The sequence below is a fragment of the Rhodococcus sp. IEGM 1330 genome, from assembly GCF_033142445.1.
Classification (GTDB): domain Bacteria; phylum Actinomycetota; class Actinomycetes; order Mycobacteriales; family Mycobacteriaceae; genus Rhodococcoides.
The window spans coordinates 24,460-42,760 of the sequence record NZ_JAWLSB010000010.1 but is presented as its reverse complement, the minus strand read 5'-3'; the positions used below and the strand labels follow the sequence as shown (position 1 = coordinate 42,760).

The following is an 18,301-nucleotide window of genomic DNA, read 5'->3' as shown; positions in this document are numbered from 1 at the left end:
TGTCACTCTCCACTTTTCGGATCGTCCGGGTATTCCAGAAAGCCGGTGCCGACTGCGACACCGACGTTGTCGATCAATCTCGTGGTGCCCACCTTGGCTGCCACGAGCAGTCTGCCGTCTCCACGCTCGGGAGCCGGGCCGAGATGCGGGTCGCGCACCTCCAGGTAGTCGACCTGCACCAGCGGTGCCTCTTCCAGAACGGCCCGCGCCGTGGCGATGATGGCCTCGCTGCCGCCGGCCGCAGCGTGCGCGCCGGCGACCAGTGCAGCCGACAGCGCCATCGCGGCGTCTCGCTGCTCGGCATCGAGATACCGGTTGCGCGAGGACAGTGCGAGACCGTCCTGCTCGCGCACCGTCGGGACCCCGATGACGGCGACGTCGAAGTTCAGATCGCGCACCATCTGCCGGATCAACGTCAGTTGCTGGTAGTCCTTCTCGCCGAAGTACGCGCGATGCGGTGCGGCGATCTGCAGCAACTTGGCCACGACGGTGAGCATTCCTGCGAAATGTGTCGGCCTGCTTGCACCTTCGAGCTCTGCGCCGAGCGGACCGGGATTGACGGTGGTGCGCGGACCCGACGGATACATGTCCGACGCCGACGGCGCGAAGACCAGCTCGACGCCCTCGTCACGCAGCAGCGCGACATCGGCGTCGAGGGTCCGTGGATAGGCATCGAGGTCCTCGCCCACACCGAACTGCAGTGGGTTGACGAAGATCGACACGATCACCACGGCACCGGTGAGCTTGGCCTGCCGCACCAGCTGCAGGTGCCCGGCGTGCAGCGCGCCCATGGTCGGGACCAGAGCGACCTGCTTTCCGACGCCTCGCAGCGCTTTCGACACCGACGTGATCACCGCAGGATCGTGGTGAACCGTCAACTGCCCCTTGGTGTAGCTGCCCGCGAGGGTCATCGATTCCCTTCCAGAAGTTCGATCAGGTCTGCCTTGGCACCGATGCGCTGCGCCGATCGCAACGACAGCGCGCGGTATCCGGCTGCGATCCGCGAATCCACGGACTCGAGCACGTCGAGATGCTTGCCGACTGCAGCGGTGTCGCCGCGGGCCACCGGCCCCGTGAGCGCCGACTGTCCGTTGCGCAGCGCGTTGTCCAGCGCGGCTTCGAGCAATGGAGCCAGAACACGCTCGGGCACACCGCGTTCGGAGTCCGAACCGGGGAAACCCGGTCCGGCCAATGCAACTCGGAGCGCTTCGACCGCGTCGACCACCAGAGTGACGAGGTGATTGCTGCCGTGCGCGAGCGCGGCATGGTAGAGCGCCCGGTTGTTCTCGGGCACGTGCACGGGCTCGCCGCCGATCTCGAGGACGAGAGCCTGCGCCACCGCGTAGCCGATCTCGTCGCCTGCAGTGATGCCGAAGCACGCAGCCGTCATCCGGTCGGTGTCCTCGACTCCGCCGCTGAACGTCATGGCCGGGTGGATGGCCAACGGCACGGCCCCTAGAGCCGCCAGAGGCTCGAGCACCGAGATCCCGTTCGCGCCGGAGGTGTGCACCACCAACTTTCCCGGTGCAACCGCCCCGGTGGACGCCAGGCCTGCGACTATCGACGCCAACTCGCTGTCCGGTACGGCCAGAACGAGCAGTTCTGCGCGACGAGCAACCTCGTCGACGGGCAGAACTTGGGACTCGGGGAGCCGCTCACGCACCCGCGCGATGGATGCATCCGACACGGCAGCGGCACCGACGACAACATGCCCGACGCGTTCGAGCGCCTCACCGAATGCGGTACCGACCCGTCCCGCCGAGACGACACCAACCGTCAAGCGAGCCGGAGACAGACCACCAGTGAACCCAGATGAGGTCACCGAAAATTTCCTCTCGTTCGTTCCAGTCCCGCTCTGCGGGTACCAGACGTCCTGCACGGAACAATAGCGACCGCGACCCCTCGCAGGCCATGGGAGAGCTGTGTGATCTGGTTCTCAGTCTGCGCGACGGCGACGGCGACGGGTACCCGGATCGGTCATGGCCGCATCACCGGATCCTCCGCCTTGCAGTCCGGCCATGATCTCGGCAACGGATCGACCGTTCGAGTGTGCGCCCGACGCATCCTCGTCGTCGGCCGACTCCGCGCGCCTACGACCGCGTCGGGGCGAGACGGAAGTCTCCTCGGCCGGTGTCTCGTAGTCGTGATCGGCCGCGAAGAACGCATCCGCCGATTCACGCAACGAGGCGCGAGACGCGGAGAAGGCGTCGCCGCTGCGGTCCGCGTCCGATCCGTGTGCAGGCTCGGACCCGTAGTCCGCGGCAGGCTCGGTTGCGTATTGTTCGTCCGGCTCCGAGTGCGACTCCGCCGCATACGGCTCAGCCGAATACGACTCCGTGGAATACGACTCCGTGGAATACGACCCGGCCGAATCGGCCTCCGCATGCCCGGTCTCGTAGGTCTCGGCGGTGGCCTGCGGCTCGAACTCCGCCGCCGGTTCCGGCTCTGCAGCAGGTCGACGCGTCTGCTCGAAGTCGTATGCGGTGAAAGGCGAGCTGGGCGGGGTGACGCGCCCCGCCGGTCTCGGTGCGCCGTAGGGACGTGCCTGCGCTGCAGGTCGCTCGTACGGGTCCTCGTCCGCAACGGACGCGTCCGTGTCGTATCTCGTCTCCTCGAACGAATCCTCGGCGTACGGATCCTGAGCCGACTCGGCAGCCGCCGGTGCCGGCGCGGAAGCCGTGGCCTGCGGCATCTCGTCCGGATCCTCCGGGTACACCACCGACGTCTCGGCCGTGACCGGCTCGTCGTAGGGAGTTCCGACACCGTTGAGGCCGGTTCCCGGTCCCATCGAGCCGTTGCCGTTCCCGCGACCGGGGACGTACAGGCCGGACGGCGCAGGTTGGTAGCTGTCGTAGCCGCGTCCGCCGAGTTCTTGCATCCTCATGGCTTCGGCACGCAGTGCGACACGTTCGGTGGGCAGATTGCCGTCGAAGAGCACCTGCAGGTTCTGGCGAAGGGCAGCGAGTTCGGTGCGCAACGCTGCGACCTCGTCGATCTCGAGCTGCGATTCGCCGCGAACCCGAGCTTCGACGCTCATCTCGTACTCGCGTCGCGCCGAGATCTCCCGGGCCAACTGCAGCTCGTAGACCGTCTGCAGGTCCTTGGCCTTGGTCTGATCGGCGGCCGCCTCGCGCCTGTACTTGGTCATCGCGAACGCACCGATCACCGCAGCCCACAGTGCCGAGAGAACACCGACCCTCATCCACTGCACGCTCTCGGTGAAGAGCAACAACACACTGGCGATGATGCCGAACACGACGAGCGCCGCGAGGAACAGCTGGCTCGCACTACGCCTCTTACGGCGCCCCTTCTTTGCGCGAGTCTGATCTGTCATGTTCACAAGGGTAACTGGCAAATCGTTCGCAAATAGTCATCCTCGACCGATCACTTACACAACCGAGGTAACAATCAAATGTTTCGAGCGTTACCGAGAACGCTCGTCGTCACGGTCTTTCGGGGTACGGCAGCACTGTTCGAGCCACATCGCGGCAGCGACGACGGCCAGTCCTGCCACCAGCGCGACGACGGCTCCGGCCCGATCCGACGACGCTGCCCGCACCGTCGCCGCGCGCGGCATCACGTACACCAGAAATCCGACGCACACTCCGACGACAGCGGTTCCCACCAGCATCGATGCCTTCGCCAACACCAGCGCCCTGAACACCGTCAACGGGTGCAGGTCATGCAGACCGCCGCCCACCCGATGCTCGGCGATGCGATTGCGAACGATCACCGCAGTCACCACTTGCACCACCGCGACCAGGTACAACGACGCCCCGGCGTACACCGGAATCGGTGGCAGCGAGCCGTAGAAGACCCGAACCAGCAGCCACGTACCGATCGAGGCGACGAGGAAAAGACCCAAGACATCCCAGACCTTGGTGGGATTGGTCACCACAAGCCATCACCGACGCCTTTGTGCTCGATCACTCCCGCACGCTCCTCCGGGCTCAGTCGCGCGAGCAATTCGGTCACCGGAACGTCGTCGTCACCGACGCGCAGGGTGGCGTCCGGTTCGACGTCCAGCCACGGCAGCAGGACGAACGCCCGCTCGTGCGCGCGCGGGTGCGGAAGAATCAAACGAGGGTCTTCGCTGATCAGGTTCTCGCAGACCACCACGTCGACGTCGAGGCTCCGCGGCCCCCACCGCTGCACCCGAACGCGATCGGCCGCCTCCTCGAGGCGCTGGCCGAGGCGCAACCAATCCCAGGCGTCGAAGGCATCGTTCTGGGCCACGACGACGGCATTGAGGAAGTCCTGCTGCTCGATGCCACCCCACGGAGCGGAGCGATACACCGGCGAGCAGGCCACCAGCCGCGACCCCAATTCGGCTGTGACAGAGCGCAAGTGGGCGAGTGAATCACCGACGTTGCTGCCGATGGACAGCACCGCCCGGGTCACGGCCGCTCCCGGTACGCCACCACGGCAACGTCACCGAACGTCAACGGGATGGGGGCCGACGGCTTGTGCAGCACCACTTCCACCGCGTCGACGCGCGAGTCGTACGCCAGCACGACCTCGGCGATCTCGGCCGAGACCGTCTCGATCAGGTCCCTGGACGGGCCCGCGACAACGGCCGCGGCGCGCTCGGCCAGTTCTCCGTAGTGCAGCGTTCGGCTCAGGTCGTCGGTCTCGGCCGCGGGCCGCAGGTCCATCCACACGGTGATGTCGACGACGAAGTCCTGCCCGTCTCGCTTCTCGTAGTCGAAGACGCCGTGATTGCCGCGCACCGTCAGGCCACGCAGTTCGATGCGGTCGCTGCGACGCGTCCCGGCACCGACGCGGCTGCTGATCTCGCTCATGCCCGATCACCCTGCCATGCCCGTACGACAGCGACCGCGTCGAGTGATGCTCGAGCGTCGTGCACGCGAACACCCCAGGCTCCCCCGGCGACGGCGAGCGCCGACACCACGGCCGTGGCGATCTCGCGCCCGTCCGGCGGTCGCGGAGAACCGTCGTCGCCCGCCAACAGCGATCCGAGAAAACGCTTTCTGGAAGCACCTACGAGAACCGGGAAGCCGGCCGACACCAGGTCGGGAAGGCCACGTAGCAGTTGCCAGTTGTGTTCGGCATTCTTGGCGAATCCGAGGCCGGGGTCGAGCACGAGCATCGCCGTGTCCACTCCCGCCGCCACTGCATGATCGACCTGTTCGAGCAGTTCGCTGCGGACGTCGGCGACCACGTCGTCGTATCGATCGGCCGGACCGGCGTGCCGGTATTCGGATCCGGCGGCCCGCCAATGCATCAGGATCCAGGGCAATCCGCCGTCCGCAATCACCCCGGCCATGGCCGGATCTGCCCGACCGCCCGAGACGTCGTTGACGATCGAGACCCCGGCCTCGATCGCGGCCTCGGCGACCGAGGCGCGCATGGTGTCGACGCTGGTGACCACCCCCGCTTCGGCCAGGGCGGCGATGACCGGGACTACCCGCTGCGCCTCGAGGGTCGGATCGATCCGGTCTGCTCCGGGACGCGTCGACTCACCACCGACATCGACGATGTCGACTCCGCGACGATGCATCGCCAGCCCGTGTTCGACGGCAGCATCGACATCGAGGTATCGACCGCCGTCGGAGAACGAATCAGCAGTGACGTTGAGGACACCCATTACGACGGGTGCCGGGGGGATACTCCGCATCGGGCTCATCGAGAATCGACCGGACGCGTCATTTCCGCAGAATCAGGTCCAGAGCTTCCGAACGCGATGCCGCGCTGGACTGCAACAGACCCCGCACCGCCGACGTGGTGGTGCTGGCACCCGGCTTGCGAATCCCACGCATGGCCATGCACAGGTGTTCGGCCTCGATCACGACGATTGCACCGCGCGGGTCGAGCTTGCGCATCAACGCGTCGGCGATCTGGCTGGTCAGACGCTCCTGCACCTGCGGGCGCTTGGCGTACATGTCCACCACGCGCGCCAGCTTCGACAGGCCGGTGACCTTGCCGCTCTTGCCCGGGATGTAGCCGACGTGTGCAACGCCGTGGAACGAGACCAGGTGATGCTCGCACGTGGAGAACATGGGGATGTCGCGGACGAGGACCAGTTCCTGGTGCCCCTCGTCGAACGTCGTGTTCAGCGCCGTGTCCGGGTCGGTGTAGAGCCCGGCGAAGATTTCGCGGTAGGAACGCGCGACGCGGGCCGGGGTGTCGAGCAGACCTGGACGGTCGGGATCCTCGCCGACGGCGATCAACAGCTCACGCACGGCGGCCTCGGCGCGAGGCTGGTCGAAGACCGCGCCGGTGGCGTAGGCCACTGTTTGTTCCACTGCCCGCTGCTGCGCTGCTGGGACTTCTGCCGAGTCGATTGCCGACTCGTCGGTCCGGTTGACTGACACGAGAACGTACCTCCGGTTGGGCTCCGCGAATGTGACAGCTGGGCCGACCTGCACCTGCTCTTCACAGAGCAGCTGCGCCGACCTTCAGCACGGTTCGAACGACGGACTGGGCCGACCGAAAGGGTCGACCCAGCCAGCCTAATGATCGACCTAGCGGTACGAACCGCCCGGCCCTTCCCAGCGTTGCGTCCGCGGACCTTCGTCGCCGTCGTCCTCGGCTCGCTCGTCTCGCCGCGAGTCCTCGGACGGGCTGCTGGAGGGACGATCGTCTCCGGGCAGCGGGTAGCTCTGCGATGGAGTCGGAACCTCCCAGGTGGGAGGCGACACCTCGGCCGGTGCGGCATCGTCCTGGTTCTGGCCGTACGGGGGCTCGTGCCGAGAGGTACGACCCTGGTCCCGAGCGTCCGGCCGGAACGGATCAGGCTGATACTGCGGCTGCTGATATTCCGGCGGTTGATTCGCCGGCGGTTGGTTCGACGGCGGTTGGTTCGACGGCGCAGCGGCCGGCGGCTGATATGCCTGTGGCTGCTGATAGGTGGGGTGCTGTCGGTACGTCGGCGGCTGTCCCTGCGGCGGCTCGTACCGATTCTGATCCGGTCGATCCGATTCCGGCTGTTCGCGGTTCGGTTGGTTCGCAGCCGGCGGCGTGGTCGGTCCCTGGTAACGGGGAACCGAAGACTGGTCACGCGGCGGCCATCCCGGAGCCGACCATCCTGCCGGGGCACCGTAATCGGGGCGCGAGCCCTGGCCGGGGCCGCTCGGGCGAGGTTCCTGCCGGCGATAGCCTTCGGAGTATCCGCCCCCGTTGGGAGCACCTCCGTTGACCGGGCCGCCGTAACCTCCGTTGGGCCCGCCGTTGTAGCCACCGCCGTTGAAACCGCCGGTTGCGGGGGCGCTGCGTCGACCACCACCGGTGTTCGGCGCATCGACGTCGCCGGTGCTCGGCGATCCGTTGACCGGGCCACCGTTGGTCGGAGCGCCGTTCGATGGGGCACCGTTGGTGGGGGCACCGTTGGTGGGCGCACCGTTGGTCGGAGCGCCGTTGTATCCGTTGCTTCCGTTCGGGTAGCCACCCTTGCTCAGCTGCGGCGAACCGGCGTAGCTGGGCTGCGGAAACTGTTGCGGCGGAAGCTGCTTCGGGGCCGGGGGTACCGGAGGCCACGGCTCGCCGCGCTCGGCGGCGAGTTCGCGGGGAGTCTTGACCGGCGGCTTGTCCGAGGGCTTGCGATCACCGAAGTCGTTGAACAGGGTGATGCGCGGCCGCTTGGTGACGCTGTGGAAGATCTTCTCGAGGTCCTTGCGGGTGAGCGTCTCGCGTTCGAGCAGCTCCGAGGCAAGGGTGTCGAGCAGGTCGCGGTACTCGTTGAGGATGGCCCACGCCTCGGTGTGCGCAGCCTCGATGAGCTTGCGCACCTCCTCGTCGATCTCGCGGGCGACCTCGTGCGAGAAGTCGGACTGCTGGCCCATCGAACGGCCGAGGAACGGGTCGCCCTGTTCCTGCCCGTACCGGACGGCTCCGAGCTTGCTGCTCATGCCGTACTCGGTGACCATCGCGCGAGCGATCTTGGTGGCCTGGTCGATGTCCGAGGACGCACCGGTGGTCGGCTCGTGGAAGACGAGCTCCTCGGCCGCGCGGCCACCCATGGCCATCACGAGGCGAGCGATCATTTCCGACCGCGTCATCAGGCCCTTGTCGTCCTCGGGCACCGTCATCGCGTGGCCGCCGGTGCGACCGCGAGCGAGGATGGTGACCTTGTAGACGGGCTCGATGTCGGGCATCGCCCATGCCGCGAGAGTATGACCACCCTCGTGGTAGGCGGTGATCTTGCGCTCGTGCTCACTGATGATGCGGCTCTTGCGGCGCGGGCCACCGACGACGCGGTCCACCGACTCTTCGAGGGACGCCTCGGTGATGACGGTGCCGTTCTCGCGAGCGGTGAGCAGTGCAGCTTCGTTGATGACGTTGGCCAGGTCGGCACCGGACATTCCGACGGTTCGCTTGGCGAGACCTTCGAGGTCGGCGTCCTGCGCAACGGGCTTGCCTGCCGAGTGCACCTTCAGGATCGCCCGACGGCCTGCCAGGTCGGGGGCACCGACCGGGATCTGGCGATCGAAGCGGCCCGGACGCAGCAGCGCGGGGTCGAGGATGTCGGGGCGGTTGGTGGCGGCGATGAGGATGACGCCGGTGCGCTCACCGAAGCCGTCCATCTCGACGAGGAGCTGGTTGAGCGTCTGTTCGCGCTCGTCGTGACCGCCGCCCATACCTGCGCCGCGCTGACGACCGACGGCGTCGATCTCGTCGACGAAGATGATGCAGGGGCTGTTCTGCTTGGCCTGCTCGAACAGGTCGCGCACGCGGGACGCACCGACGCCGACGAACATCTCGACGAAGTCCGAGCCGGAGATGGTGAAGAACGGCACGCCAGCCTCGCCTGCGACGGCACGCGCGAGCAGCGTCTTACCGGTTCCGGGAGGGCCGTACAGCAGCACGCCGCGCGGAATCTTGGCACCGAGCGCCTGGTAGCGCGCCGGGTTCTGCAGGAAGTCCTTGATCTCGTAGAGTTCTTCGACAGCCTCGTCCGCGCCCGCGACGTCGGCGAAGGTGGTCTTGGGCATGTCCTTCGTCAGCTGCTTGGCCTTGGACTTGCCGAAGCCCATGACGCCACCGCGTCCGCCGCCCTGCATGCGGCTCATCACGAAGATGATCACGCCGAGGATCAGCACCATCGGGAGGATCAGCAGCAGGAACGAGCTGAACCAGCTCTCCTGAGTGACGGTGGTGTTGTAACTGTCGAGACCCTGCGAGTCGACCTTGTCGAAGATCTGCTCGGACGCCGAGTCCGGATACTTCGCAATGATCTGCGTCGGACTGTCCGTGGCGTCAATGGCCTCTTTGAGGGTCAGCCGAATCTGTTGCTCACGGTCGTCGATCTGCGCGGACGCGACATTACGGTCGTCGAGCTGGGCGATCGCCACAGACGTGTCGACCGTCGTCCAGTTTCGCGTGTCGTTACCGAAGTAACTGAAGGCATAGATCACCAACAGAATGCCGAAAACGATGGCAAGATTTCGTATTACTGTCTTCCGATTCATACAGCTTCAGCCGAGTCGGCCGTGTCCTTTCAGTCCGCTCCCGCGCGCTGGCTGCTCCCTGCCCGCCGGATGCTCCAGGCTAGCGCGAGACTCGGACATCTGACTCGCTCATACCTGGCGCTGTGCGTCCACGCACCTGTTTGCGTCGACGCTTCTTCCCCTCCAACGACTGCACTCCCCCGGCAGTTCCCCACCTCTCGGGCACCCTATCCGCATCGATGGACCATTGCATACGTCTCGGCGCGGCAATGGTCCATTCACGCGGGTCCACTCACGCGAACCGGGTGGACCGAAGGAACGGACTCAGCTGTAGACCTTGGGATCGAGCAGGCCGATGTACGGCAGGTCCCGGTAGCGCTCGTTGTAGTCCAGGCCGTAGCCGACGACGAATTCGTTGGGGATGTCGAAGCCCACGTTCGCGACCTCCACGTCGACCTTGATCGCGTCGGGCTTACGCAGCAACGTCACCACCGACAACGAGGCAGGCGACCGGGTCGCGAGGTTGCGCTTGAGCCAGCTCAGCGTCAGACCGGAGTCGATGATGTCCTCGACGATCAGCACGTGGCGTCCGGTGATGTCGCGGTCGAGGTCCTTGAGGATCCGGACGACGCCCGAGGACGAGGTGGACGACCCGTAGGAGCTGACCGCCATGAACTCGAGCTGCGCCGGGATGGGCAGGGCCCGGGCGAAGTCGGTCATGAACATGATCGCGCCCTTGAGGACGCCGACCAGGAGCAGGTCACCTTCCGGTGAGCCTTCGGGATACCGCTTGGCGATCTCTTCTGCGAGTTCCGCAGTGCGCACTTTGATCTGTTCCTCGGAAATGAGAACCGATTCGATGTCGCCCTCGTACACGGGGTTTCCCTTCATTCGTTCTCCAGGCCGACGCTCAGCCTGCCATGCCGACGCGAGCACACCAACCTGGCGCCGGGCGTTCCTCCTGGCAGCGCAACTCCGCCCTGACCCGTCCACCGTCCGACGAGGGCATCGACGGACCGGATCTGCCGGTCGGTCAGCGACGTCACACCCCGGCCGAGCAACCATCGGCGCAGTACTCGCCGGCGAACGGCGGGATCGAGCGGGTCGAGCGCCGCCACCTCGAGGTCGGGGGCATGGGCGTCGACGACGGATTCGGCCATTGCGTCGAGCACCCGACCGTCCTCGCGCAACTGCTCGGCGGTCCGCGCGAGTGCTGCGGCGACACCACCGCCGAGCACAGCCTCGAGCAGGGGCAGCACCTCGTGACGCAACCGCACCCGAGTGAAATCGGTGTCGGTGTTGTGCGGATCCTCGAACGGCTCGATCCCCAACTCGACGCAGGCAGCCCGGGTGACGCTGCGTCGAACTCCGAGCAGCGGCCGACCCCACGGCGCATCGAAGGCCGCCATGCCCGCGATCGACCGCGGTCCCGATCCGCGCCCCAACCCCAGCAGAACTGTTTCGGCCTGATCGTCGAGCGTGTGCGCCACCAGCACCGACGCGTCGCCGCGGGCCCGGTTCAGCGCGTCGTACCTGGCTCGGCGGGCGGCCGATTCCATCCCACCGGAACCGGTCACCTGCACCGTCAGAACACGCGCGTCATCGACGCCGAACGCGCGGGCACGCGCCGCCGCGGTCGAGGCCACCTCAGCCGAGCCGGCCTGCAGACCGTGATCGACGACCAACGCCAGCACACCCGGAGCCTCGGCCACGGTCGCTGCGGTCAAGGCCAACGAATCCGCTCCACCGGACAACGCGACGGCCACCGGCCCGGGATGCACGGACAACCAACCCCGAACCGCGTGCCTGATCTCCAGCAGGGCAGGCCCCTCTGGTAAGAGCACTAGCCCAGAACTCGGGCGATCCAGGCGTCGGGGTCCTCGATCTCCGACAGCAACGGCAGGGTGTCGGGCCCGGTCCACACGGTGTTGAAGCGTTCCATCCCCACCGTGGCGACGACGTGGTCGACGAATGCCTTACCGCGCACGTACTGCGCCATCTTCGCGTCCATGCCGAGCAGTGCCCGAATGACGCGTTGAAGCGGGTTCACCTTGCGTAGGCGGCGCTGATCGAACGCACCGCGGATCTGTGTCACGGTCGGCACGACGGCCGGTCCGACGGCGTCCATCACGTGGTCGGCGTGGCCCTCGAGCAGGGTGCCCAGCACCAGGAGTCGGTCGATGGCGTCGCGCTGGGGCTGAGGTTGGGTGGCGCGCAGCAGTCCGACGATGCCTGCGTCCTCGGACTTGGACGACCCGCTCGGATTCTTGCGGGCCTTCAGCGCGCCGGTCAGCCGGTTGGCGACATCGGAGAGCGGCTCGTCGGTGCCGTCGGAGAGCACCCCCACGTTCTCGCGCATGTAGCCGCCGAGCCAGGGAGCGGAGGAGAACTGGACTCGGTGCGTCACCTCGTGCAGGCACACCCACAACCGGAAGTCACCGGGAGACACGCGAAGTGCACGCTCGACGGCAATCACGTTGGGCGCGACCAGGAGCAGCGTTCCGTTCTCGCCGGTGAACGGGTCGTACTGTCCGAGAATGGCGCTGGACAGAAAGGCCAGCATCGCCCCGGCTTGCAGTCCGGCCGGCTTTCCGCCGAGCAGACCGGACGGCGGCGTACCGTCGTCGTCTCCGGTCAGGTGTTTCATCGACGACGCGGCCGCGGCGATCCAGCCGGCGCGGTCGACCACCTGGGCGTCGGGCACGGGGAGTCCATCGGCCAGGCCGGTGGTCTCGCGAACCGGTCCCTCGGCCCTGATCGATGCGGCGGCAAGCTCTTCCACGGCTGCCGCGGCGGTGTATCGAGACGTGGCCGGGCCCTTGCGGGCCAGCTTCGCTCCGGTCTTCGCTGCCACGGACCAGTCGACGGCACCGGCGAAACCGGAGGTGGTTTCGCTGTCGTCGGCCTTCGCTGCTGCGTCCGTGTTCACTGGCAACCACACAATCTCAGGGTCGATGCGACGGCATCGAGGGCGGGGCGACTGACATCGGGTGGCCGGTCGTTGGACATCAGTGCGAAGGTCAGGATTCGGCCGTCGACGTCGACGACATATCCTGCCAAAGCGCTTGCAGCAGAAAGAGTTCCAGTCTTCGCCCGAACCCATCCCGCTCCGGTTCGGTTCCCCGAGGCGTACCGATCCGTCAGGGTTCCGGTAGCGCCGGCAACGGGAAGATAGTCGAGCATCGGACGCAGCGTCGGCTGCTCGGTTCCGGCTGCCGAGGTCAACACCTGATCGAGCAGCCTGGCCGGAATCTTGCCGTCGACCGAGAGCCCACTGGCGTCCTCCAGCGCGAGTCCGGCCATGTCGAAGCCTGCGGAATACAGGGTCTGCCCGATCGACGCCGTTGCACCGGAAAAGCTTGCGGCCGTGTTCATCTCGAGCGAGAGTTCGCGTCCGACGGCCTCGGCGAGGACATTGTCGGAGCGATAGATCATCTGCTGCAAGCGGTTTCGCAGCGGCGCGGATTCGACGGATGCGATCTGATCGGCCCCGTCGGCCGCCTTGCCGGTCGTCACCGCTGCCGGGTCGACGCCCAACCCAGCGGCCAGTGCGCGGCCCGCGTCCAGTGCCGGGGTGGTGCTACGCGGCGACTCGTCGACGAGTGGGTCCGATCTTCCGCCGTCGAGCATGATCGGTTCGATCGGCGTGATCGAACCGGCGGCGATGTCGGCGGGAAACCAGCCCTGAGCCATCGTGTCACCGGAGTAGATCGAGGTGTCGACGCCGATGCTGCGCACGACCGTTCCGCTGCGCCGAATCTGCTCCACCAGGTCGTCGATGCGTGCCGCGCCTGGATAGAACCCGTCGGTTCCGACCGGCAGCGCGGTGAGCGTGGGGTCGCCGCCCGCGATCAGCACGATGTTGCCCTCGCCGCTGCCCTGGACCACGCGGGTGGTGACGCGGTGATCCGCCGGGAGCCCGAGCATCGCCGCCGCAGCGGTGAGCACCTTGGTGGTCGAGGCAGGCGTCATCGGAGTGTCTGGGTTCTGGGACCAGAGCACCTGCCCGGTCTGCGCGTCGGCGACGGTTCCGGTGAACGTGCCGAGGGCGGGATCGTCGACCACTTGGGCCAGCGCAGCTGCCAGACCTGCCGCGTTCGGCATCGGTGCCGATTCCGGGAACGGGGTGATCGCAGGGTTGGGCAGCACCGTCTCGGGTGGGGGCTCGATTGCGGTCTCGGCTCCGTCGGACACCGACGGCAGCACCAGCGCGGCGGTCGTCACCGCGAGGATCACCACGAACAGAGCGCACAGCGTCAGGATCACGCGCTTCTTCCTGCGCCGTCGACCCGCTGTGGGGCCGAGGAAGTGCCGTGTCAGCCCCGCCACCGTTCCTCCGTAACTGCCGTGGTCGTACCCATGATCGTTCAGTCAACAGTATCCTCGGGTTCGGTAGCCTTGCGCCGCCACCATCGACACATTCGCAAAGACTCGAGCCGTTCCGGCTCGACGACGACAGTGAGGACTGCACGTGCCGTTCGACGTCACCATCGAGATCCCCAAGGGGCAGCGCAACAAGTACGAGGTAGACCACGTCACCGGACGTGTTCGCCTCGACCGCTACCTCTACACCGCGATGGCGTATCCAGCCGATTACGGCTTCATCGAGAACACGCTCGGCGAGGACGGCGACCCGCTCGACGCACTGGTTCTGCTGCCCGAGTCGGTGTTCCCCGGCGTCATCGTCGAAGCACGCCCCGTGGCGATGTTCAAGATGGTCGACGAGGCCGGCGGCGACGACAAGGTGCTGTGCGTTCCGGCAGGCGACACCCGCTGGGACCACATCCAGGATCTGAGCGACGTCTCGACGTTCGAGCTCGATGCGATCAAGCATTTCTTCGTCCATTACAAGGATCTCGAACCCAACAAGCACGTCACCGGGGCAGACTGGGTGGGGCGCGCAGAGGCGGAGGCCGAAATCGCTGCATCATTCAAGCGCTTGGCAGACAATCCGGGTCACTGATCGTTTCGGCATCACACACCTCGTCTCGGCCGAGCGCCGACGAAACATAGTTTGGGGAGACGTATGACCGACAGCACTTCCAACGGTGATCGGCGCAATCTCGATTCGCGACCGATCTCGGATCCGACGCAGTTTCCCGATCTGCCGGTGACGGTCGTCCTCGACCGGATCCCGGTGCCGATCCTCGCGGTCGATCCCACCGGTGCCATCGTGTTCGCGAACGAGGCCTTCGACGATCTGTTCGGTCTCGACCGCACCGAGCGGGAGGACTTCCACCTGCACGACATCTTTCCCGACCGGGCACCGGAGGGCGTCAATGTCGCAGACATGTTCCTCACGACGGTGGCCACACGCGCCGATTCCCTGTGGCGGATGACCGACAAGACCGGCGATATCGTGCAGGTGCGCGCCAGCAAGTCGATCCTGCGACGCACCGAGGACACCATCGTGCTCGTCGCGTTGGAAGACTTCACCGATCAGCTGTGGAACGACCCCAAGAGCGCCTTGCGCTGACGCACGGCACACGTTCTTCCCCGAACGACGAACGGTGTACGTCGGCGAATCATTCGCCGGCGTACACCGTTGCTCTGTTTCCGCCCGCGTGCTTGGACTCGTACATTGCCGTGTCTGCGTCGAGCAGCACGTTGTGGACCAGGTCGGCACCGTCACCGGACTCGGCGGCGGTGAACCATCGGCCGCCGTCCAGCAGGGCCACCCCGACACTGACGGTCACTGGCACGTCGTCGTCGGGGTCGTGAATCGACTCGAGAATCTCGTGGGCGATCCTGTGCGCAGCGGCATCGTCGACCGGTACCGCGATCGTGAACTCCTCACCGCCGGTACGCGCCACGCACGGCCGTCCGCCCGTGACCGCGTTGAGCCTGCGGGCCGTACGGCGCAGAACTCGGTCACCCACTGCATGGCCGTAGGTGTCGTTGACCCGTTTGAACTGGTCGAGATCGACCACCATCAGCGCGACCGAGCGTTCCTCGTCCAGCGAGTTCATCATGCGTTGGAGCCGCAATTCCAGGCCGCGTCTGTTGAGCAGTCCGGTCAGCGAGTCCGTGTTGGCGAGATCGAGCTGGCGCTGGATCACTGCCCGAAACGCGAGCACCGAGTTGACGACCAGCAGCGTGACAAGAGTCCTGGCGACGGTCGAGGCCAGATCGTGCGAGTCTTCGGCGAAGGCCAGTGCTGCCAGCACCACGACCACTGCGTTGACGAACAGCATGTGGAATTCGAGCACTCGCCGCCGAGAGAAGTAGACGATGTAGATCCCGATCACCGCGAACAGTGCCGCCACGTTCAGGGCCAGGTCGCGTCCGGCGAAGGTGAGCAGCATCGCCGCGACGCCAACGTCGGCGTACACCACGAACCATCCGGGCATGTGCGACGCGTCCGCCGAGCGAAGAAGCCACCACGCCCCCACCGGAATGGTCGAGATCAGCACTAGTGCGCAGGGGATTTTCGCTGCTGTGCCTCCGGGTCCGTCGGCGGAGAGCATCGCGATGACCCCGATCAGACCGAACGACGGAACCAAGGCGGCGATTCCCCGGGCGACGAAACGTTCGAGCCGCACCGAGCCCGATCGCGGCCCGTTCGCCAGACTGTGCGGCGGTCGATCGCGATCGAATGGCACCGCGTTCCCTCCGTCCGTCCGTCTGACTGTTCGAGCGAGCATGCGGACCTGTGCAGCGGCCGGTCGTCGAGCGTGTCAGGTAGCGCGATCGTTCATTTGCGCATCAGACGTTACCGGCGCGCCGCTCGGGCAGGTCCGGCCTGATCATTTCGTAATCGGTCAAGAAACGATCGAGCAACGCGACGAGCGATTCCCGGTCCTCCCGTGTCCACCCCTCGATCACCCGTCCGAGATTGTCGGTTCGTCGTTGCTGGATCGCCGCCGCCGCTTCCTGACCCGACGCAGTCACCGCGAGCACGAACGCTCGACCGTCAAGTTTGTCGGGCAGCCGCTCGACGTGCCCCCGTTCGACCAGCTGAGCCACCTGCCTGCTCACCGTCGACGGATCGGAATTCACCATGGCGGCGAGTTCACTGGACCGCATCGGTCCGTCGCGCAGGAGCCGGAACAAGCATACGTACGCAGCACCGTCGACACCGCCCGAAGACGAGATCGCAGCGATGTTGCGCTCACGCAGGCGTTGCAGGCGAACCAGCTGGGTGCCCAACTCCTCGGCGAACTCGACCACGTCAGTTACCGGTGAACTGCGCCGGTCGCTTCTCGAACACCGAGGTGATCGCCTCGGTGAGGTCGTGCGAGGCGAGGAAGGCGGCGTTCCAGGCCGCGACGTAGCGCAGCGAATCGTCGACGCTCGACGATCGGGAATGATCCAGCACGGTCTTGATGCCCTGCACCACCAGAGGCGGATTGGCAGCGATGGCGGCGGCGCATTCGCGAGCAGCGGCCAGGGCGGCGTCGTGGTCCTCGAACACGTCGTTGACCAGGCCGATCTTCTCGGCGCGCGCGGCATCGATGTCCTTGCCCGTCAGTGCGAGCTCACGCATGTGGCCATCGCCGATGATCGCAGGCAGTCGGGCCAACGAGCCCATGTCCGCGACGATCGCAACCCGCACCTCGCGCACGCTGAACTTCGCGTCGGCGCTCGCGTAGCGCACGTCCGCTGCGGTGATGAGGTCGACGCCACCGCCGATGCACCAGCCCTGAACCGCCGCGACGACGGGTTTGCGGCAGTCCGCAACCGCGTTGATGGCCTTCTGCATCGTCTTGATGGTGTCGTGGAACGACGTTCGGGGACCGGCCAGTGCCTTGTCTGCCATGAGCGGACCGAACGTGCCTGCCATCGCGGCGAGGTCGAGTCCGTAGGTGAAGTTCCTCCCCGAGCCCGCGAGCACGACTGCACGAACCTCGGGATCGGCGTCGAGCTGCGCGAACAGCTCGGGGCTTTCGCTCCAGAAGTCCGGGCCCATGGCATTGCCCTTGTTGGGTCCGAGCAGTGTCACTTGCGCGATGTGGTCCGCGATCTCCACGGAGAAGGCTTTCCAGGTTCGTTCCGTCATGCCTGCGAGCCTAGCGGCAGCCTCGCACACTCCAGCACCGCATGTTACGGCGCGTAACGTCTGCGCTAAGTCCCTGCTCAGCTCTGGTACATACGCCGAATCGGGCCCATCATCGACTCATGCTGATGCATCAGGGACTCGGCCTGGAGACGTTCAACGATCTGCCGCGCCGCAAGGCGGTGCATGCGCTGTACGAGTGCTGTTGCTCGGTGGCGTGGGCGTCCAGGGTGGCGGACGGCCGCAGGTATCGCTCTCGAGCAGACCTGTTCTCGGCAGCCGACGCCGAACTGACCGAACTCTCGGACGGCGATGTGGATTCGCTCGCAGCGACGCTGCCGGAGCCGAGCAAGGTGTGCGCGGCCATGGATTCCGACACTCGCGGGGCATTGGGAACCGCGGCCCGGGCATACGACGATCGGTTCGGCTACCCGTACGTGTCGAGTCGGTTGTTCGAGCCCCAGGGCTTCGAGCCGCGCGACATCCTGGTGGATCTGGGCCATCGACTCGACAACGACGACCAGACCGAGCGCAAGATCATGCGCGACGAGCTGGCGAAGATCAATCACATTCGATTGGATCGCCTGCTGGGGCCCGAGGGCGGTTGGCCGCGGTACTGACCGTCGGCCGCAATACTGACTCTCCGGCGACCCGGGATCAGCCGAACAGACCGACGACGCGACCGATCAGTCCACCGGCGATCAGGATGGCCAACAACACCACCACGCAGATGATGGCGATCGGCATCACGCGGCTGCGCTGCGGCGGTTCGTGGTTCGGCCCGCCGATTCCCGTTTCGGCGGGCGGGGTGTCTCCTGGCGTGACGCCGCCTCCCGCTTCGAGTCCTGCGGTGACGTCGGGATCCGGATTCTGAGCATTCATCTGCCCCGGTTACCCG

At 66.5% G+C, this 18,301-nt stretch carries 20 protein-coding genes; 3 read left to right on the top strand and 17 right to left on the bottom strand.

Features of this window, described 5'->3' with window-relative positions; all coding sequences use genetic code 11:
• Positions 1–2 precede the first annotated feature (2 nt).
• The 13 genes from panC to dacB all read right to left on the bottom strand — a co-directional run bounded on the left by panC (position 3) and on the right by dacB (position 13,736).
• On the bottom strand, positions 3–911 hold the full coding sequence (gene panC, locus R4P57_RS21210) for a pantoate--beta-alanine ligase (RefSeq protein WP_317804824.1): 909 nt from the start codon (positions 909–911) through the stop codon (positions 3–5).
• Positions 908–1,822: a Rossmann-like and DUF2520 domain-containing protein gene (locus R4P57_RS21205; protein WP_317804823.1), complete on the bottom strand. Its 915-nt coding sequence runs from the start codon at positions 1,820–1,822 to the stop codon at positions 908–910. Before R4P57_RS21205 ends, panC begins: the two co-directional genes overlap by 4 nt.
• Positions 1,823–1,936: 114 nt before the next feature.
• Positions 1,937–3,334: a DUF6779 domain-containing protein gene (locus R4P57_RS21200; RefSeq protein WP_317804822.1), complete on the bottom strand. Its 1,398-nt coding sequence runs from the start codon at positions 3,332–3,334 to the stop codon at positions 1,937–1,939.
• 90 nt (positions 3,335–3,424) lie between these two features.
• Positions 3,425–3,895, bottom strand: coding sequence for a DUF3180 domain-containing protein (locus R4P57_RS21195; protein WP_317804821.1), 471 nt, complete (start codon positions 3,893–3,895; stop codon positions 3,425–3,427).
• Positions 3,892–4,401, bottom strand: a complete 510-nt coding sequence (gene folK / locus R4P57_RS21190) for a 2-amino-4-hydroxy-6-hydroxymethyldihydropteridine diphosphokinase (protein ID WP_317804820.1) — start codon at positions 4,399–4,401, stop codon at positions 3,892–3,894. The genes R4P57_RS21195 and folK overlap by 4 nt, the downstream gene beginning before the upstream one ends.
• Entirely contained in the window at positions 4,398–4,802 is a 405-nt protein-coding gene (gene folB, locus R4P57_RS21185; protein ID WP_317804819.1) for a dihydroneopterin aldolase, read from the bottom strand. The genes folK and folB overlap by 4 nt, the downstream gene beginning before the upstream one ends.
• Positions 4,799–5,647 carry a dihydropteroate synthase gene (folP, locus tag R4P57_RS21180; RefSeq protein ID WP_317804818.1) on the bottom strand — a complete coding sequence of 283 codons (849 nt, stop codon included), beginning with the start codon at positions 5,645–5,647 and terminating at the stop codon, positions 4,799–4,801. Before folP ends, folB begins: the two co-directional genes overlap by 4 nt.
• Positions 5,648–5,666: 19 nt before the next feature.
• The gene (folE, locus tag R4P57_RS21175) at positions 5,667–6,266 is read right to left on the bottom strand and encodes a GTP cyclohydrolase I FolE (protein ID WP_037195562.1); all 600 of its coding nucleotides are present in this window, start codon (positions 6,264–6,266) and stop codon (positions 5,667–5,669) included.
• A 219-nt stretch (positions 6,267–6,485) separates the two neighbouring features.
• The gene (ftsH, locus tag R4P57_RS21170; protein ID WP_317804817.1) at positions 6,486–9,428 is read right to left on the bottom strand and encodes an ATP-dependent zinc metalloprotease FtsH; all 2,943 of its coding nucleotides are present in this window, start codon (positions 9,426–9,428) and stop codon (positions 6,486–6,488) included.
• 303 nt (positions 9,429–9,731) lie between these two features.
• Complete coding sequence (gene hpt, locus R4P57_RS21165) at positions 9,732–10,283, bottom strand: hypoxanthine phosphoribosyltransferase (protein WP_317804991.1); 552 nt, start codon at positions 10,281–10,283, stop codon at positions 9,732–9,734.
• Between the two features lie 11 nt (positions 10,284–10,294).
• Entirely contained in the window at positions 10,295–11,251 is a 957-nt protein-coding gene (gene tilS / locus R4P57_RS21160) for a tRNA lysidine(34) synthetase TilS (RefSeq protein ID WP_317804816.1), read from the bottom strand.
• Positions 11,251–12,348 carry a zinc-dependent metalloprotease gene (locus tag R4P57_RS21155; protein ID WP_411742407.1) on the bottom strand — a complete coding sequence of 366 codons (1,098 nt, stop codon included), beginning with the start codon at positions 12,346–12,348 and terminating at the stop codon, positions 11,251–11,253. The genes tilS and R4P57_RS21155 overlap by 1 nt, the downstream gene beginning before the upstream one ends.
• Positions 12,333–13,736 carry a D-alanyl-D-alanine carboxypeptidase/D-alanyl-D-alanine-endopeptidase gene (gene dacB, locus R4P57_RS21150; protein ID WP_317804814.1) on the bottom strand — a complete coding sequence of 468 codons (1,404 nt, stop codon included), beginning with the start codon at positions 13,734–13,736 and terminating at the stop codon, positions 12,333–12,335. The genes R4P57_RS21155 and dacB overlap by 16 nt, the downstream gene beginning before the upstream one ends.
• Positions 13,737–13,878: 142 nt before the next feature.
• Between dacB and R4P57_RS21145 the strand changes: the two genes are divergently transcribed.
• Both R4P57_RS21145 and R4P57_RS21140 read left to right on the top strand, forming a co-directional pair.
• Positions 13,879–14,370, top strand: a complete 492-nt coding sequence (locus R4P57_RS21145; RefSeq protein WP_068053642.1) for an inorganic diphosphatase — start codon at positions 13,879–13,881, stop codon at positions 14,368–14,370.
• Positions 14,371–14,433: 63 nt separating this feature from the next.
• Complete coding sequence (locus R4P57_RS21140; protein ID WP_032395173.1) at positions 14,434–14,883, top strand: PAS domain-containing protein; 450 nt, start codon at positions 14,434–14,436, stop codon at positions 14,881–14,883.
• A gap of 49 nt (positions 14,884–14,932) precedes the next feature.
• Here the strand turns inward: R4P57_RS21140 and R4P57_RS21135 are convergent, their stop codons facing one another.
• From R4P57_RS21135 to R4P57_RS21125, 3 genes are all read right to left on the bottom strand, one after another.
• Entirely contained in the window at positions 14,933–16,009 is a 1,077-nt protein-coding gene (locus R4P57_RS21135; RefSeq protein ID WP_317804813.1) for a GGDEF domain-containing protein, read from the bottom strand.
• Between the two features lie 103 nt (positions 16,010–16,112).
• Entirely contained in the window at positions 16,113–16,577 is a 465-nt protein-coding gene (locus tag R4P57_RS21130) for a MarR family winged helix-turn-helix transcriptional regulator (RefSeq protein ID WP_317804812.1), read from the bottom strand.
• Position 16,578: 1 nt separating this feature from the next.
• Positions 16,579–17,406 carry a crotonase/enoyl-CoA hydratase family protein gene (locus R4P57_RS21125; protein WP_317804811.1) on the bottom strand — a complete coding sequence of 276 codons (828 nt, stop codon included), beginning with the start codon at positions 17,404–17,406 and terminating at the stop codon, positions 16,579–16,581.
• A gap of 119 nt (positions 17,407–17,525) precedes the next feature.
• Here R4P57_RS21125 and R4P57_RS21120 point away from each other — a divergent pair, with 119 nt between their 5' ends.
• The gene (locus R4P57_RS21120; protein ID WP_317804810.1) at positions 17,526–18,023 is read left to right on the top strand and encodes a 2-oxo-4-hydroxy-4-carboxy-5-ureidoimidazoline decarboxylase; all 498 of its coding nucleotides are present in this window, start codon (positions 17,526–17,528) and stop codon (positions 18,021–18,023) included.
• A 37-nt stretch (positions 18,024–18,060) separates the two neighbouring features.
• Here the strand turns inward: R4P57_RS21120 and R4P57_RS21115 are convergent, their stop codons facing one another.
• Complete coding sequence (locus tag R4P57_RS21115; protein ID WP_317804809.1) at positions 18,061–18,285, bottom strand: DUF6480 family protein; 225 nt, start codon at positions 18,283–18,285, stop codon at positions 18,061–18,063.
• Between the last annotated feature and the right edge of the window lie 16 nt (positions 18,286–18,301).